This is a genomic window from Leptotrichia sp. oral taxon 221 (assembly GCF_018128245.1).
In the GTDB taxonomy this organism is placed as follows: Bacteria; Fusobacteriota; Fusobacteriia; order Fusobacteriales; family Leptotrichiaceae; genus JABCPH02.
The window spans coordinates 322,803-340,771 of record NZ_CP072378.1; the positions used below are offsets into that span (position 1 = coordinate 322,803).

The 17,969-nt window shown below is 25.2% G+C and carries 15 protein-coding genes and 1 CRISPR repeat array; all 15 genes read left to right on the forward strand.

The window, feature by feature from the left end:
* Window positions 1-60 precede the first annotated feature (60 nt).
* The 15 genes from J4863_RS01535 to cas6 all read left to right on the forward strand — a co-directional run bounded on the left by J4863_RS01535 (window position 61) and on the right by cas6 (window position 17,918).
* Window positions 61-2,193, forward strand: coding sequence for a hypothetical protein (locus tag J4863_RS01535; RefSeq protein WP_211618744.1), 2,133 nt, complete (start codon window positions 61-63; stop codon window positions 2,191-2,193).
* Window positions 2,194-2,371: 178 nt separating this feature from the next.
* A complete protein-coding gene (locus J4863_RS01540) occupies window positions 2,372-2,833 on the forward strand; it encodes a 4Fe-4S single cluster domain-containing protein (protein WP_211618745.1) in 462 nt (153 codons plus the stop codon).
* Window positions 2,823-4,421 carry an anaerobic ribonucleoside-triphosphate reductase gene (gene nrdD / locus J4863_RS01545; RefSeq protein ID WP_211618746.1) on the forward strand — a complete coding sequence of 533 codons (1,599 nt, stop codon included), beginning with the start codon at window positions 2,823-2,825 and terminating at the stop codon, window positions 4,419-4,421. The genes J4863_RS01540 and nrdD overlap by 11 nt, the downstream gene beginning before the upstream one ends.
* A 152-nt stretch (window positions 4,422-4,573) precedes the next feature.
* Window positions 4,574-5,686: a GTPase family protein gene (locus tag J4863_RS01550; protein ID WP_211618747.1), complete on the forward strand. Its 1,113-nt coding sequence runs from the start codon at window positions 4,574-4,576 to the stop codon at window positions 5,684-5,686.
* 138 nt (window positions 5,687-5,824) lie between these two features.
* Window positions 5,825-6,271 (forward strand): hypothetical protein, encoded by a 447-nt coding sequence (locus tag J4863_RS01555; protein ID WP_211618748.1) that lies wholly within the window; start codon window positions 5,825-5,827, stop codon window positions 6,269-6,271.
* A gap of 157 nt (window positions 6,272-6,428) precedes the next feature.
* The gene (locus J4863_RS01560) at window positions 6,429-7,043 is read left to right on the forward strand and encodes an EcsC family protein (protein WP_211618749.1); all 615 of its coding nucleotides are present in this window, start codon (window positions 6,429-6,431) and stop codon (window positions 7,041-7,043) included.
* Between the two features lie 139 nt (window positions 7,044-7,182).
* Window positions 7,183-8,154 carry a CRISPR-associated endonuclease Cas1 gene (gene cas1, locus J4863_RS01565; RefSeq protein WP_211614155.1) on the forward strand — a complete coding sequence of 324 codons (972 nt, stop codon included), beginning with the start codon at window positions 7,183-7,185 and terminating at the stop codon, window positions 8,152-8,154.
* Window positions 8,155-8,216: 62 nt separating this feature from the next.
* Entirely contained in the window at window positions 8,217-8,504 is a 288-nt protein-coding gene (gene cas2 / locus J4863_RS01570; protein WP_249111541.1) for a CRISPR-associated endonuclease Cas2, read from the forward strand.
* A 15-nt stretch (window positions 8,505-8,519) separates the two neighbouring features.
* Complete coding sequence (locus J4863_RS01575) at window positions 8,520-9,167, forward strand: Dna2/Cas4 domain-containing protein (protein ID WP_211618750.1); 648 nt, start codon at window positions 8,520-8,522, stop codon at window positions 9,165-9,167.
* A gap of 329 nt (window positions 9,168-9,496) precedes the next feature.
* Window positions 9,497-10,658: a CRISPR direct-repeat array (repeat unit 37 nt; unit sequence GTTAAAGAAGTGAATCCATTAAAACAAGGATTGAAAC).
* Between the two features lie 334 nt (window positions 10,659-10,992).
* Window positions 10,993-13,644, forward strand: a complete 2,652-nt coding sequence (gene cas10, locus J4863_RS01580) for a type III-A CRISPR-associated protein Cas10/Csm1 (RefSeq protein WP_211618751.1) — start codon at window positions 10,993-10,995, stop codon at window positions 13,642-13,644.
* 12 nt (window positions 13,645-13,656) lie between these two features.
* On the forward strand, window positions 13,657-14,196 hold the full coding sequence (gene csm2, locus J4863_RS01585; RefSeq protein WP_211618752.1) for a type III-A CRISPR-associated protein Csm2: 540 nt from the start codon (window positions 13,657-13,659) through the stop codon (window positions 14,194-14,196).
* A gap of 16 nt (window positions 14,197-14,212) precedes the next feature.
* The gene (gene csm3, locus J4863_RS01590) at window positions 14,213-14,932 is read left to right on the forward strand and encodes a type III-A CRISPR-associated RAMP protein Csm3 (RefSeq protein ID WP_147003555.1); all 720 of its coding nucleotides are present in this window, start codon (window positions 14,213-14,215) and stop codon (window positions 14,930-14,932) included.
* A 3-nt stretch (window positions 14,933-14,935) separates the two neighbouring features.
* Window positions 14,936-16,000: a hypothetical protein gene (locus J4863_RS01595; RefSeq protein ID WP_211618753.1), complete on the forward strand. Its 1,065-nt coding sequence runs from the start codon at window positions 14,936-14,938 to the stop codon at window positions 15,998-16,000.
* Window positions 16,000-17,178 carry a type III-A CRISPR-associated RAMP protein Csm5 gene (gene csm5, locus J4863_RS01600; RefSeq protein WP_211618754.1) on the forward strand — a complete coding sequence of 393 codons (1,179 nt, stop codon included), beginning with the start codon at window positions 16,000-16,002 and terminating at the stop codon, window positions 17,176-17,178. Before J4863_RS01595 ends, csm5 begins: the two co-directional genes overlap by 1 nt.
* On the forward strand, window positions 17,178-17,918 hold the full coding sequence (cas6, locus tag J4863_RS01605; RefSeq protein ID WP_147003558.1) for a CRISPR system precrRNA processing endoribonuclease RAMP protein Cas6: 741 nt from the start codon (window positions 17,178-17,180) through the stop codon (window positions 17,916-17,918). The genes csm5 and cas6 overlap by 1 nt, the downstream gene beginning before the upstream one ends.
* Window positions 17,919-17,969: the final 51 nt, after the last annotated feature.

Here is a 17,969-nt window from a genome sequence, read left to right on the forward strand (position 1 = left end):
TAAAAAATTATTTAGTATTTTATATAGTTTAGAATGATGATACATAGGAGGAATTAAAAAATGGAAAAAAATAAAATTTCAAGAATAGAATTAGCACGAGAAATAAGAAAATTATTTGTAAAAAATAGAAATATTCAGGAGTATTCAAAAATAGATGATAATTTTTTAGTAGATTATTATTTTAATAGATATGATGAAAGAAATAATAAATCAGGAATGAAAATTGATGAAAATAATTTTAATTTGAAAATTTTTGAGGAAGATTTTAAGAATCATTTATTAAGTGAAAAGAAACTACTTGAAGAAGAAGGAGTAGATACAAGCGAAATAACAAAAATAGTGTCAGCTTTTAGTCATAGTTACAGTGAAAACTCTATTCTTGAAGAATTACCGTTTGAAAAAGATCTAAGAATATTTCCAAATATAAAAACACTTTATTTATTGTATACCGATCAAACTGAAAGTAAATTTTTAGAATATAAAGAATCAAGTAAATATAGAGATAAAATAGAAATAGAAGGTATTTTAATTGAGAACAGTATAGAAATGTTATATAAAGAAATAGTGAAGTTAATACAAGATGGAAAAATTTCAAAAAATAATACAGTTTTAGATACAACACTTGGTTTTAAGGAAATAGGAATTGTATTTTATAGAATCTCAGTTGAAAAACAAATTAAATCAATTAACTGGCGTGAAACAATGTTACCTAATTATAAGCCTGTTGATGATAATAAAAATGAATTTGTAAAAGGAAAAGGTCAAGGACCTAGAATGAGTCTGGTTACAAAATTAAACTTGATGAAAGAGCCATTAGAAGAATCGAATAGAATATATAGAAAAATAAATGAAAATATTTTAAAAGTAAATTGTAAAGCTGTTTCAGATTTATATGAAGTAGTAGGAATTGATGACTTAAGATTTTTCTATGAAGAAATTGGAAAACTATTTAATTTTTTTAAAATGTTAGAGTATAACGAAGATATTGAAAATTTTTATAGCGATTTAAATGAAGCATTGAAAAAAATATTTAAATATAAGTTTTTATCAGAAAATATTTCAAGATTGCGAGAATATGTGAAGTATCTGGCGAGAGTAATTTATAGAGTTGAAAGCGATTGCATAGATATAAAGTGGTTAAAATTTAGTAACAATATTTTTGGGATAACAGAAAATGAGATAAAAAGAGAAAAAGATGAAAAAATAGAAATAGGAGTAGTAGGGAAAAAATTAGATGATGATGAAATAAAAAAAATAAGAGAAAGTGACGAGAGTTTAAAAAATATAGATTTTAATTCAGATAGAGATGATGAAGATGAAAATGATCAAGGATTAGAGAAAAATATTGATATGGTTGACTATTTTTTGTATCTTTTATTAAAACAAGCTATTTTTGAAAAAATTTCGAATTATCATTTAAAAAGTATTTTAGAAGAGTATTATGAAGAAGAAATGATTCAAGAGATTATTGGAGTAAGAGATTCGGTTGATATAAGTGAAGATGAAAAAATTAAACTTATAAAAAATGTCTTGTTTGAAGAATTTACTGAAGAATATGAATTAGAAGAGCTTGAAATACCTGATTTAGCAGATAAAAATGTAGGATTGCTTAAATATAAAGGCGGAATACTAGATATACCTTTTGAAGATGAAGGGAAATTGGAAATATTAAAAATTAATTTTAAAGAAGAATATTTTATAAGAAAAAGAGATAAAAGACAAGAATTTGATATTTCAAAAGTGGAAAATAGGATTAAACTAAATAAAAAAATAGAAATAAAAATGAAATTAGAAGAAATACTTGATAAAAATAATAAAGATGAGATAAACTTTCCTTTTAAAATTTCAGAAAAATCGGATATAGTTGAAATACAAAATGGTAAAATAGTTACGAAGAGTGATAGAAAGACTAAAGTAAAAAATATCTTTTTTAATAATTCTGATAGTATAATTAATGTTCCGATAGTAGAGTTATTTAAGAATATTGAAAAAAATAAATTTGAGATTTCTAAAAAAGATTTAGAATATAAATTTGGAATAAAAGATCAAAAAGTTACTAAATTAAAAGATATTATTTTTGGGATAAACCAAATAATCAGGAGAAAAATTGAAGAAAAATATCCTAAAAAAGACGATGTTGAAGATTTTATTATTTATGAAAATGGATTAAAGATAAATTTAAAATACAGATAGATTAACAGAAAGAACCATCTTGAAATTAGAATTTAAGATGGTTCTTTGCCAATCATATAACTAAAAAATTATAATAAGTAAATACTAAAGAGAAAAATGAGTTATTTTAGAGAAAAATAGGGGAAAAAATATTTGTTAAAATTATTGATGTAATAGAGATAGTAAGCGGAGGTATAAAATGAAAGTAAAAATTGCATCAATTAAGAAAAACAGATATGAAGATGGGCCTGGAATTAGAACAACAATATTTTTTCAAGGTTGTAATGTAAAATGTAAAGGTTGTCACAATGAAAGAATACAAGATATACGATATGGAAAAGAGTATGAAGTAAGAGATTTATGTGAAGAAATATTAGCGTATAACTTGCCAGTAAAAAAAATTACTATTTCAGGTGGAGAGCCTATGATACAAAAAGAAGCCTTAGAAGAATTTATTAATGAAATGTACAAGAAAAATTTTGAAATCGCACTTTATACTTCATATGATTTAGAGGAAGTTCCAAAAAACATTTTAGAAAAATTAAAGTATTTAAAAGTTGGAAAATACATAGATACATTGAGAATACAAGAAAAGTTTTATGGATCAAGTAATCAAAAATTTTATTCATTGGAAAAAGGAGAGATTATAAATGAGAGTTAATCAAGCGAATGCAAATACAAATGCAGCATATAGAATTTTGAAAAATGAAGAATTTAAGAATCAATTGCATGAAGAAAGATGGATTCATATTCATGATAAAGAGTATACAGGGGTTTCATATAATTGCATTGGGATTGAATTAAGAGAAAAATTAAACCAACTGAAAGAAAATTTAGAAGAAATGGAAATTGATGATGCACTAGACTATATTTTTCAAGTAATTGTAAATTTAACAAATGATCAATCAGGTGGAATAGGGTTTATTAATATTGATAGTGATTTGGCGGAATTTGTACAAGAAGTTTCAGAAGAAAAATTAATAACAAAAATTAGAAGATTGTATCAAAAATTGAATTTACCATTGAGAAATGGGTATGAAAAGGCGTATGTTTCATTTAATTTAGGATTAGATACTAGTGAAAATGGTAGAAAAGTAACTAGATGTTTTTTAAAGGCTTTTGAATATGGTGAAATATTAAATGGATTGCCTTTTGTTTTTCCAAATATAATTTTCAAAGTAAAAAAAGGTATTAATTTTGATTTAGGTGATAAGAATTATGATTTATTTTCATTAGCGACAAGAGTTACAGGAAAAAGAATGAATCCAACATATTTTAATTGTGATAGCATTTTAGTAAAAGATATTGATGAGAAAAAAGTTGGAATAATGGGGTGCAGAACATTAGTTGCAAAAAATGTAAATGGAGAAAAAGGAGCATTAAAAAGAGGGAACATTGCATCAATTTCAATAAATTTACCAAAAATAGCAAGAGAAAGTACAAATTTAAATAATTTTTATAAAAAATTGAATAAAATCTGTGAAGAATCAAAAGATATCTTAATTCAAAAATATGAAGCTTTATGTAAATTAGAAATTAATAACTTTAAATATATTTTAGAAAATAATTTTTATGAAAATTCTGAAGAGGCAATAAACAATAATGATATGGAAAAAATTTTTAAAAATGGTACACTTTCAATTGGATTTATTGGATTGGCTGAATGTGTAAGTTACTTAGTAAAAGAAGAAATATCTTTAGATATGATAGAAAATAATTTAGAATTGTCGAGAGAAATATTGAGATTTATGAGAAAAATGACAGATAAATGGACCAAAAAGTATAGTTTGAATTTTTCAGTTTTGGCAACTCCTGGTGAAGGAATTAGTGGGAGATTTTGTGAAGATGAAGAAACTAAGGAATTTTATACAAATTCGTTTCATATACCAGTTTATCTTGAATTAGACGCATTTAAGAAATTAGAATTAGAATCAAATTTTGTTGAATATTGTAACGGAGGTTCAATTTCTTATATCGAATTTTCAACGCCTGTGTTAAATAATAGTGAAGCGATTATGGATGTTGTTAAATTTGGAATTTCCAAAGGTATAAATTATTTAGGAATAAATTTCCCGTTAGATTATTGTGAAAGTTGTAAAACTACTGGAATATTTGAAGAAAAATGCAGTTGTTGCGGAAGTATTGAAATAAAAAAATTAAGAAGAGTTTCTGGCTATTTATCATATAAAGAAACATTAAAAGGTGGAAAAAAAGCAGAGGAAGAAGTTAGAAAATCTCATTTGAAATAGTGTGGATAAAATACAACTAATAAAAGAAATTGTTTCAAATTATTGGAGCAGTTTCTTTTTTTTAGAAATAAGTTAATTACTTAAAAAAATAAGTTAAAGAAATAGATTATAATTACAATGTAAAAAGAAAAAGTAGAAAGAAGGTATTGATTATGAAACGTGATTTATTGAAAGAATTTGAAAGTATTATTATGAAACAAAAGTTAAATGAAAATGTGAAACAAAAATTATTAGGTAATTTATTGAGATTGAAAAAACAGAAAGTTAATTTGATGGTTACAGGTGCAACAGGTTGTGGGAAAAGTAGTACGATAAATGCGTTATTTGGTGTAGAAGTGGCTAAAGTTGGAACAAGTGTGGATCCTGAAACAATGGATATTGAAAGATATGAGTTAGACAATTTAGTAGTATGGGATACTCCAGGATTAGGTGATGGAAAAGAAGCGGATAACAGACACAGTAAAAGAATGATTGATAAACTTTATGAAAAAGATGAAAATGGGAATTTGTTGATAGATTTAGTTTTGGTGATTTTAGATGGTGGTAGTAGAGATTTAGGAACATCGTATGAGTTAATAAATAATGTGATTATACCGAATTTAGGAAAAAATAAAGAAAATAGAATATTAGTGGCAATTAATCAAGCGGATGTAGCGATGAAGGGGAAATATTGGAACGAAGAAGAAAATGGGCCTGAGGATGAGCTAGAAGAATTTTTAGATAGAAAAGTAGAATCTGTAAAGAAGAGAATTAAAGAAGCGACAGGAATAGAAGTAGAACCAATATATTATAGTGCAGGATACAAAGAAGAAGGATATTTACAACAAAAACCGTACAACTTATCAAAATTATTATATTACATATTACAAAATACACCAGAAGAAAAAAGAGTAGTTTATGTGCAAAATTTGAATCAAGAAGAAGTAATGTGGAAAGATAATGATGATTTGAAAGATTATAGAAAAGGTATTTTAGAAAGTATTTTAGGAGCAGCAGTTGGAGTGTTAGCAGAAGGTGTGGCAAATGTGGTAAATGGAGTTGCAAATGTAGTTGAAGGTGCATCAGATGGGATTTCAGAAGGTAGTGATACAGGATCAGATGTTGGTGGAGCGATAGGTAGTATATTTGGAGAAGTTGGAGAAACAATAGGTTCAGCAGTGGGTTCAGTAGTTGGAGGAGTTGTTGGTGGAGTAGTAGGAGCAGTTAGTTCGGCAGTAAGTAGTGTGTGTGATACGATTGGAAGTTTATTTGGTAGTTGGTTTTAAATGAATTAAGGGTTTGGGTGGGTGGGATAGAAAAAATAAGTCAAAATAAGGGAAAAATAAGTTAGATAATAGTAGTAAAATATCAATATAGAAGAGAAATTAAGAAAATTTAAAAAATTAATTTTAGGAGTGATTGTAATGTTAAGTAAAAATTTAGTTTTGAGAAAAAGATACTACTCTTGTGGAGATACTGAAATAAAAACAGATTCAAAAATTCGTCTTGGTAAATCTAAAATAAAATTGATGGAAAAAAATTTCTTTAGAGTATTGGATTATGTTGAAAGTATATTTGAAACTAATATTGCAATGATTGATTTGGAAACTAGTGAGGAATCGTTATTCGGTGAACAAATGTTAGTATTCAGAAATAATGAAAATGATGATTTTATAGTTTTTTATTTTAGATCAATAGGAATATTTACTAAATGTAACAAAGGAAAAATTTTAAAAAATGGGTATGAATTTCCGATTACAAATGATGATGTTTATAATGATATGGATGAAGGATTTCTTGATGAACTTTCTAATTTATTTATAGAAGTGAAGAGATTATTTGAAAGAAACGAAATGTTAGAAACTGCATAAAAAAGAAAATTTAATGAAATGAAAAGTTGTTCTGCTTGAATCCCTTCAAACTGAGGGGATTTGAGTGGAAAAATAAAAAAGTATGTTATTTTAGAAAAAGATGAGTTAAAAAAAAGTGATATCATAATCTTATAAAAAATATTAGGAGGTATTAGCTATGCTAGAAAGAGAAATGATGAATTTGTTGGATGTGTGTTATGATAAGGCTTTACAAGGTGTATTACCAGGAGAAAAATCAATTGAAGAATTAGCAGAAGATTATTTATACAAAAGTAGTAGTAAAAAGAAAGCAATTGACGATTTAATAGGATATCAAACATTATTGTGCGGAACAAATGGGTTTATAACAGGATTAGGTGGATTATTAGTATTACCAGTAGCAATACCAACAAATATATTGAGTACAATTTATATACAGTTAAGAATGATAGCAGCAATAGCATATATAAATGGTTATGATATTTACAGCGATCAAGTAAGAACAATAGCTTATGCATGTTTAACAGGGAGTTCAGCAACAAAAGTATTAAAAAATGTAGGAATAAAAATTGGTGAAAAAGTAGTAATTAATGTGATAAAAAAAATTCCAGTAGAAGTATTAGTAAAGATAAATCAACAAGTTGGATTCAGATTAGTAACAAAGTTTGGACAAAAAGGTTTAGTGAATTTTGGAAAAATGATGCCATTAGTAGGCGGAGTAGTAGGTGGAGTATTTGACACAGGAATGACATTAACGATAGGGAATATAGCAAAAAAAGTATTTTCGGAATAGTAAAGTAATTGTAAAAATTAATGCCAAATGTAACTTGGACTCTTGAAAAAAGTTTTTTAAGGGGTAAGAATCAAGAGTTTGAGTCAAATTTGGAACTGGATTTAAAATCAAAAATTTATTTACGAAAGGATAAAAAACTATGGAACTATATATAACAGATTTGGGAACAGTGGTAAAAAAGAGAGATGATTTGTTTGAAATAACTACGAGTGAGAAGAAAGTGGCAGTAGCTCCACAAAAGATAAAATCATTAGTGCTATCTAAAGGAATATTTTTGACAACAGATGTAATAAAATTGGCAGTGGATAATAATATTGATATAGTGATTGTTGATGATTTTGGAAATCCTTATGGAAGATTTTGGCAAAGTAAATTTGGTTCAACAGCTAATATTAGAAGAAAACAGTTGGAAATATTTGGGACTCAAAAGGGAATTGAATTGGCAAAACAGATATTGATACAAAAAATTAAAAATTGTGCAGAACATTTGGAAGATTTGAAGATAAAAAGAGAAGCGAAAAAAGCATTTTTGGATAAACAAATAAAAGAAATGAAAAGATATATTTATCAAATAAAATTAGTAGAAGGAAATGTTAGTGAAAAAAGAGGAACTTTGATGGGGTATGAAGGAAATGCAGCAAAAATATACTACCAAACATTGTCGGAATTAATACCAGAAGAGTTTAAATTTGAAAAAAGAAGTATGCATCCAGCAGAAGATGAATTTAATGCAATGTTAAACTATGCTTTTGGAATACTGTACAGTAAAGTTGAAAAAGCTTGTATAATTGCGGGACTTGATCCTTATGTTGGAATAATTCATACAGATAATTATGGGAAAAAATCGCTTGTTTTTGATTTAATAGAAAGTTACAGACATTTGGCTAGTAGAACGGTATTTTCACTTTTTACACAAAAAAGAGTTCAAAAATATTTTTTTAAAAGAGAAGGAAATAGCGTTATGTTGGTAGGCGATGGAAAAAAAGTTTTGGTTGAGAGTTTTTATAACAGATTGGAAAAAAAGGTGCGTTACAATAACAGAAATATTTCGAGTTTAGATAAGTTACAGTTTGAATGTCACGAATTAGCAAATTTTTTGATATCAAAGTAAAATTAAAATTTTGGGGACTTGAGGACTATTTTTGAATTATTTATAGAAGGTGATTGAAAATGATGACTTGGTTAATATACGATATAACAGATGATAGAAATAGAAGAGAAATTATTAGAATAGCACAGAAGCATGGATTATACAGAGTTCAGAAGTCGGTATTTCTAGGAAATATAGAAAAAGATGAAGTTGATGAAATTATAGTGGAAACAAAAAAAGCAATTGATTTACGAGAAGATTCAGTATATATTTTCCCAGTTTGTGAAGCAGATTACAAAAAGGCAACATTGCTGGGATTATCTTTTGAACAAGATATCGTTAAAGATGAGAAGCCAGTATTATTTTTTTAAAAGAGGTGAATAAAAATGGAAGTTATTAAATCTCAGAAAATATCAATATTTGAAGTTTTGGACTATATTTTTTGTCCTAGAATAATATATTATGAAAATGTGCTAAAAATGTTTGGAGAAAAAAAGGAAGATTCTAACAAGGAAGAAGAAGAAAGGGTGAAAGGAAAAAATCGTATAAATAGGAAATGGATATGGGATAGATTGAAATTAAAAAAACAAAATATAGAACAAATGATAAATTCAAATCAAGAAAATATACTATACTGGTATAATAGAGAATTTAACAAAGAATTATCTTCAGAAAAATATCATTTTTATGGGAAATTAGACGACATACTTCTTTTAGAAGACGAAACAATAGTTCCAGTTTATTACTACAATGCTAAATATACAGCAAGAGAAGAAAATAGATACAAATATATAGTAGCCATGTTTTTAATATTAATTGAAGAAAAGTATAAAATTAAATCTCAAAAAGGGTATATTTTGTTTTTAGATGGTTTATCATTAAAGAAAATAGAAAGTACAAATAAAGATTTGGAAAAAGTAAAAGAAAGTGCTGCTGAAGTATTAAAAATAATTGAAACTGAGCGATACCCGATAGAAGCAGAAGGCGGAACAAAATGTCGAGATTGTTATTACAAAAAAATTTGTGGAAGATAATATTAAAAAATAAAATAGAGGAAATCATTTTTTAGTAAAATTATCAAAAATAGATTTTCTCTTTTTTTTGCAAAAAAATCAAAAAAAATTTTGAAAAAATAAAAAAGTATGGTAAAATAAGTTCGTGGTAAAAATTCCTACCACTATTAAAAATAAAAAAAGAGAAAGAAAATCTACTCAAAGTCAATAAAAATGAGGGTTAGGAGTTACGGAAAATGCTAAAAAAACAGCAAAAAATGATAAAAATTAATCAAAAAAATACGATTTTAATGTTTGAAAAAATCTCTGTAGCACCTATAAATAAAGGATTTTCTTGAAAGTATGGGATAGTTAAAGAAGTGAATCCATTAAAACAAGGATTGAAACCCTGATGGTTCGATAACGAAATCTACTTCATCGTTCTGTTAAAGAAGTGAATCCATTAAAACAAGGATTGAAACATTTCATAGCACCGCAATTTGGATATTGTTTTCTAAGTGTTAAAGAAGTGAATCCATTAAAACAAGGATTGAAACAGATGAGAAAGCTATGGATAAAACAATTAAATCATTGTTAAAGAAGTGAATCCATTAAAACAAGGATTGAAACTTGCTAGTGTCCTCTTGAATGAATAAGTTTTTCTTGTCTGTTAAAGAAGTGAATCCATTAAAACAAGGATTGAAACGATTCAATCGCATACAAATCGTCATAAATCTTACTACGTTAAAGAAGTGAATCCATTAAAACAAGGATTGAAACATACTGTAACTTTTGCGTTTTCCTTAGGTGTATTATCTTGTTAAAGAAGTGAATCCATTAAAACAAGGATTGAAACCCACAGATTGAATCAACAAATGCGACAAGATGTGCAAAGTTAAAGAAGTGAATCCATTAAAACAAGGATTGAAACGATCCATCACCATATCCTTTGAACCATCCTTTTGATGTTAAAGAAGTGAATCCATTAAAACAAGGATTGAAACTTTTAACTCCATACTTTTTGTTTGTAATTTGTAAGTAGTTAAAGAAGTGAATCCATTAAAACAAGGATTGAAACTCTAAATTGTCTTCCTTTTTCTAATGATACTCTTTTCGTTAAAGAAGTGAATCCATTAAAACAAGGATTGAAACACGGTAGAGTCTTCAAAGAAACAAAAAAAGAAAGTGCTCCGTTAAAGAAGTGAATCCATTAAAACAAGGATTGAAACATGAAGTTTTTAATTTCAGGAATTATTTCCTTTTGGAAGTTAAAGAAGTGAATCCATTAAAACAAGGATTGAAACGCTGTTCCTGTTATTTCCCAACCGTATTCTTCTATAAACCGTTAAAGAAGTGAATCCATTAAAACAAGGATTGAAACCCCTCGTAAAGAAGTATTTGTCTTTTAGCATGTCTTTATAGTTAAAGAAGTGAATCCATTAAAACAAGGATTGAAACCTTCAAATGCATGTTGTTGTCGTTCTTTTTGCTTATTGGTTAAAGAAGTGAATCCATTAAAACAAGGATTGAAATAGAGTCAGAATATAAATTAAAATAACAACTTTTATAAGGTTGTTATTTTTTTTAGAAAAAATAGGTGAATTATTAATAAAAATAGGTTAGAACAATGGTATATAATAAGATTATAAAAGAAAAGGGAGTGAGAGAAATGGTTAAATAATGAATTAGAGAAATTGTCGAGCATATTTATAAAAAATTATGATAATTTTTATTACTTTAATTAGATTTTTGTTAAAAAAATTTAGTGAAAAATTGTTATTTCTTAAGAAATGTGGTATAAATATAGTAATAAAAATAAAATTAGATGGATATATATAACAATGTTAAATATAAAAAAGGAGGAGCGATGTTTAAGTTAGAAAATATGGAACAAGTTGTTTCCTTGGCTGGACTGTTACATGATTTTGGAAAGTTTACAAATAGATCATCAAGTTATGTAAAAAATATAAAAAATAAAGAATATAGAACATTTAAGCATCCTGTGTTGTCAAAAGAATTTATATGTTTTTTAGAAGAAAATAGAATAATAGAAAGTTCTGAATTGTTAGAAAATTTGAAGGAACTTGTTTTAAAACATCATGAAAGCAAAGAATTTAATGAAGTTAAGCTTTCAGTTAAGGATATTGAAGATAAAAAATTACAAAGAATTGGAAATATAGTAGCAAGAGTAGATAATTATTCTGCTTTTGAAAGAAGAGAAGAGTCTATTGAAAAAGATCAAAGAGAGGACACTCATTGGAGAAGAAAACCTTTAAATCCAATATTTGAAACAATTTCTTTAAAAAATGATGAAAACAAAAATGATTCGTCATATTTTGCATATAAATTAAATTCCCTTAGTTATGAATCTATTTTTTGTCAACGACTTGCAACAGGAATAGATGCGAATAATTTTAGAGGAAACAATGAAGAAGAATTATATAAACATATATGTAATTTTTTTGATGAAATAAAAAATATAAATAGTAGTAACTATGATGTATTTTTTTCACAATTATATTTATTAATGGAAAAATATATGTGGTGTATAGCATCGGACACACAAACAAAAATATCGGATATCTCGTTGTTTGATCATTTAAAAAGCACTTCAGCATTAGCATTGGCTTCTTATAAATATCATAAAGAAAATAACATATTAGAAAATGGGAATCAGCCTAGAAAAGAAATTAAGCAATTTACAGTTTTAGTTGGAGATGTTAGTGGGATTCAGAATTTTATTTATGATGGTATAAAATCAGAAGGTGCTGCTAAAACATTGAGAGGGAAATCTTTTTTTGTAAAAATGATAAGCGACGCCATAGCATTACATTTAATAAAAGAATTTGAGTTAAATTTAACAAATATTATTTTAACTGCTGGTGGAAAGTTTTATATTTTACTTCAAAATACGGATGATTTAACGAAAAAAGTAGAGGAAATAAAAGAAAAATTGAATGATTATTTGTATAAAGAATTTTTTGGGCAGCTTTTTGTAAATATTGTAACTATTGAATCAAATGGTAATGAAATAGCTAGAAATTTTACTAAAATTCTTGAAAAGGGGAATAGAAAATTAAATTGGCAAAAAGATAAAAGATTCTTTAATCAAATAAAAGAAAATCCAATTTTTGATGTAAGATATAGAAGCGATGGAACAACTGCTCTAGATAGATTAAATGAAAAATTTAAGGAAATGGGAGGGGAAATTCCAAAAGCTAAATTTATAGGTATAAGATACAATCATAAAGCAGATAATAAAAAAACTTTTGAAGTGATTGAAAATATGTCTATTCAGTTTTTTAAATCAAAGAAAGATATTGATATTTCAGGAAAAAATGAGAAAATAGATTTAGTAATATCTCTCAATAATATTGAAATAGTTGAAAATTATCCCACAATATTAAGATTTATTAGTAACTATGCTCCTTTAGAAGAAAATAAAAATTCATTGAAAAGTTTTGAAGATATTTCTAGTACAGCAACGGGAAATAAAAAAATAGCAGTTTATAAAGCAGATGTAGACAATTTAGGAATGATATTCAGTATAGGACTTAAGAAAAAAAAGAATCTTTCAGATGAAGAATTGGAAAAATTAGAAGAAACTGATGAAAAAGAAAAAAAAGATTATCGTTCTATCTCAAGAATTTCTACTTTAAGTAGAAATATGGAATACTTTTTTTCGTATTGGATGAATTCGATTTTTGAAAAAGGAAAGGTAGAAATCTATTTAGGCAACAAGATTAAGAAAGAAATAGACCTGAGTGAAATATATGTTCTTTATTCTGGAGGAGATGATTTAGTCATAATAGGTCCTTGGGATAAAATTATCTTTGTATCATATTTTATAAAAAATAATTTTGAAAAGTTTGTGACAGAAAACGAAGAAATAACTCTATCTGGTGGAATAGCTATTTCACACCCAAAATTAAAAATAATAAATGGAATTAATGAAGCTGGAGAACTTGAAGAAAAATCTAAAGAAATTGACAAAGATAAAAATGCTCTTACTTTATTTGATAAATCATTTAAATGGGATGAATTTGAAAAAATATTTGAGTTTGCTGAAAGACTACAAAAAATATATGGAAATAAAGAAGAAGGAGAAATGATTACACAAACATTTTTATATAGGTGTTTAAATTATACAGAAATGGCCGAAAAGTTATATAAATCTTTGTCAGGAATTGATAAAAATAGTAAAGCTGGGAAAAATATAGATTTTAATTTATTAACATATATTTCAAAATTTGAATATGACTATGGTAGAAATATATTGCCAAAATTGAAGGAACTTGAATCTGAGATTGAAAAAAATAGAAAAAAACTTGAAAAAGTAAGAGATAATGAAGAAAAAAATAAAATAGTAAAAATAATTAAAGATAAGGAAGAAAAAGTTGAAATAATTAAAGAATTAAGAAATAAATTTATGGAAGAAATAGACAATAAAAAAGGTAATTTTTTAACGAAATATATGAGAATAGTTTTAAATTATATAATTTATTTGAATAGAAAGTAGCAGGTGAAGAATATGGGAAATAGTAAAATGTTTTTTAGTGATTTTAAGAAAGAAAATAATTCAGAAAGAAGAGGTAGTAATAGTCGAAATCGGAATGGTAAAAATATACAAAATAATAATTGGAATAGTCCAAAATTTAAAGTGACAGAAATAATGAAAGAAATATTAGAAAAAGGTTATCGAGACAAATCAAAAAATGTATTAAGAAAAGAGCTTGTATCGATAGAAGCTAAAAATATAGCAGAAAATATGAAAATAACAAATAGTCAGTTAAGAGCATTTTTTAATGAATTAAAAAAATTAAAGCAAAAATATATAGATGAAAATGAGAAAAATGTAGATAAATTACATATAGAGTTATTGATATTAAAATCAAAATTAGAGTATAAAAAAGGTGGAAAGAAAATAACAAATGAATTTTCTGAATTTATGGAAAAAAATATTGACATTGTCATTAAAGAAAATACAATACAAAGTTATAAAGATTTTTTAGTATTTTTTGAAACAGTATTAGGATATATGTACGGACTTGGTGGGGTAAATAATAGATAGAAAAGGAGAATAAAAAATGTCAGAATATAAATTAATGGGAATATATAAAATAAGTGGACAAATAAAATTAGAAACAGGATTACATATCGGTGGAGATGAAGGTGTTATAGAAATTGGAGGAAATGATAATCCTATTGTAAGAGATATAGCAACAGAAAATCCTTATATACCAGGAAGTAGTTTAAAAGGGAAAATGAGATATTTATTGGAATGGTATACTGGAAAAGTGACTAGCGATGGAAAGGTATATGATGGAAAAAATTTATCAAAAGATAGTGAAGGTGATACACTTTTAAATGTATTTGGTGGAACGGCAGGTGGAAATGGTAGAAAAGGTCCTACAAGAATAACAGTAAAAGATATATTTTTGAGTGAGGATTCAGAAAAAGAAGTAAAGAAAATGAAAGAGAGAACGGGAACGGATACAGAATTAAAAATAGAGAATAGTATAAATAGACTTGATTCAAGTGCTAATCCAAGAAATTTAGAGAGAGTTCCAAGAAATCTAATTTTTGATATGGAAATTAATTTTAAAGTTTTAAATATAGATAAAAAAGATGAAATAGAAAAAATAATAAAAGATGGATTAAAATTAGTTGAAATAGAAGGGCTTGGAGGAGCAGTTTCAAGAGGAAGTGGACAAATAAAATTTGAAAATTTAAAAATAAAAAATTTATTTGATGAACAACAAAAAGAAGAAAATTTAAATTTAAATGATATAAAATTAGGAGATTAGAACATGAATTATAGTATTTGGAAAATAGACTTAAAACCAAAAAGTTCATTTATAACACCTATTCAGTCGGATACTTTATTTGGATCAATGATCTGGGCCTTGAAAATGATAGAAGGAGAAAAATTTATTGAAAATATTGTAGAAGAAACAAAAAATTATAATCCACCTTTTATTTTTTCGAATCCTATAATTAATGGAAATTATCCTATTTTTGGAGAATTGAGTGAAGAATTTTTAGATGAAATAGATAATACTAAATTAAAAAAATTTGATAGAAAAAGAATAGAATTTTATAAAGCTATGAAAAAGAAAAAATATATTAGCAGAAGTGTATTTGAAGAACTTTTAAATGGTAAAAAATTAGAACAAATATATTTGGAGGTTTTAGAAGGAAAAAGGGATTTTTCTACATTAGAAAAAAGAAAAAATCCTCGTAATTCAAGAATTAATGAAAATTTTTTGGAAGAAATGTTAAATGGAACAACAGATGAAAATAAGAAAATAAATAAAGAAAATAAATTTTTTAAGATAGAAGGAAGAATACGAAATCAAATAAACAGACTTGGAATTATTAGTGAAAAAGAAAATGATATAAGATTATTTGAACAAAATGAAATTAGATTTTTTGAAGAAACAGAAATAGAAATTTTTGTAAAAATAAGAGATAATTTTAATATGAAAAAATTTGAACAAGGATTAAAATATATATCTTTTAATGGATATGGAAAAAGTGCAAGTACAGGTAAAGGACAATTTGAAATCATTAAAATGGAACCAGAAAAAGTATTTAGTGAAAGAAAAGCTAAGAATAGTTTTGTAGTTCTTTCTAACTATATTCCAAATAAAAAGGATAATATAGAAGTTATAAATTCTAAACTTCTTACTAAAAAACCTAAAGCATATATGACAGAAAATCCTTTTAAAGATTATTTTATTTGCTATACAGAGGGTTCTTATTTTAAAGGGAATCCTGATTCAGTTAAAGGGAGAGTATTGAAAAATCTGAAAAAAGATGATGAGAAAAGTATTCAGTGTCTTATTCCTTTTATTGTGGGAGTTGATGACTAATGAATGTAGCAAAAAAATACAATGTGAAATTAATTCCATTGACAGATATTTATATTGGAAGCGGAAAAGATATAGAGGCATATGAATATACAGTTAAAGATAAATATATGTATAGAATTGATATGTCAGAAGTTTTTGATAAGATGAATGATTCTGAAAAAGAAAATTTTTATAAAATACTTCAAGAAAATAATTTTTTTAATATAAGAAGTTGGATATATAATAATTATAAGGAAGAATGGGGATATATTTATAAAGAAAAAGTATCTTCTGATTTTGAAAAGTATTATAAAGAGAAGTTAGATGATAAAAGTCAAGAAAATAGTCAGCTAAGTATTTCTGAATTTATCGGATATAATAATAAAAAATATATTCCAGGAAGTTCAATAAAAGGAGCGTTAAGAACAGCTTTTATATACAGTGATTTTTTAGAAAATGAGAAAAAATATGAAATAAAAAGTAGCTATGAAATAAAAAATGGGAAAAGAGTCTATAATCGAAAAGAGATTGATAAAGAAGTTAAAATAATGGAATCAGAGGTTTTATTAGCTGAAAAAGAAGACAGATATGGAAATAAAATAGATAAAAAAGGAGAAAAACTAGGCTTAGAGCCTAAAAAAGATCCTTTCAAAACAGTTAAAATTTTTGATACAGAAGAAATTGAGTTGGAAAAATTTTCTGTAAATATTCTTCAAATAAAAGAAGGAAATTTATTTTGTGAAGTTTTAGGTGGAATGTATAAAAAAATTGATAACATTGAAAAAATAAATTTTGGAAATGAAATAGATTTTAAACAAGGAATAAATTTTAATATTGTGTTGACAGAATATTATTTAAAAAATAATTTTAAAATGGAATATAAAAAAAATTTAGGGATAAAAAAATTGTTGGATTCTTTAGATGATAAAATGGAAAATATATTAAACTTTGAAATTGAAAAAGAAAGGGAAAAAGACAGCTACAATCTAAGAAATTTTTATGAATTTTTAAAAAAAATATTTAATAGTTTTAAGAATAAGAATATAAGTTTAGTTAGAATAGGGAAATATACAGGATTTAATGATAAAACTATAAACTTGCTAACAACAAATCCCAGTGAAAATTCAAGAACAATTTTAGATGAAAATAATTATCCTATGGGATGGGTCTTAATAAAAGTAGAAGAGGTAGATATTTAATGAATAGTTTTTTAGTTGCATTATCCCCTGTTAAAAATACTATTATTACAGAAGCTGATTACAGCATAAAAATACATGAAGCTTTTAATAAAATATTTCCTAAAATGGGTATAAATGATTTTAGAGTATCATCTTTTTTTGGATATTTTTTTGAAAATGTTTTTATAGTTGATAAAGAAAAAAACTATAAAATAATGATAACAATAAAAAAAACAGAATATTTTTCTTCGGTCATTCAAAAATTATTTAGAAAAGCTTTAAATAAAGAAATTATTTTTATTGGTGAAAATGAGTTTAAAATAAAGGGCATAATTTCAAATGATAAAATTTGGACTGGATACTATAATTTAGAAGAAATATTGAAAAAGGATTTTGATGAACTGACAAGTAACTTGAAAATAAAAATTGTGACACCTGTAATTGAGGAAAAAAGTAATAAATTTATATTTGAATTTGATAAAATCTTTTGTGAAATTTTAAAAAACTTTTCTGAATACTGCAACGAGAATTTTAATTGGATAAATAATAGAAAAAATTTTCTTGTTAAAAAAGAGAAATATTATATAAAAGAAATAAAAAGAAATAAAAAAATTAAAAATTCTTATTTAGGAGAGATTGAAATTAAAATAATAGAAGAACAATATAAAAATTTAATTTATGCGATATTTATATTTGCTAAATTTTATGGAATAGGGAAATTTTCTAATTACGGATTTGGACAAATAATTATAAAACTTTGAGTTTTATAATTATTAAATAAAATTTTTTAAATAAATATGAATAAAATTTAA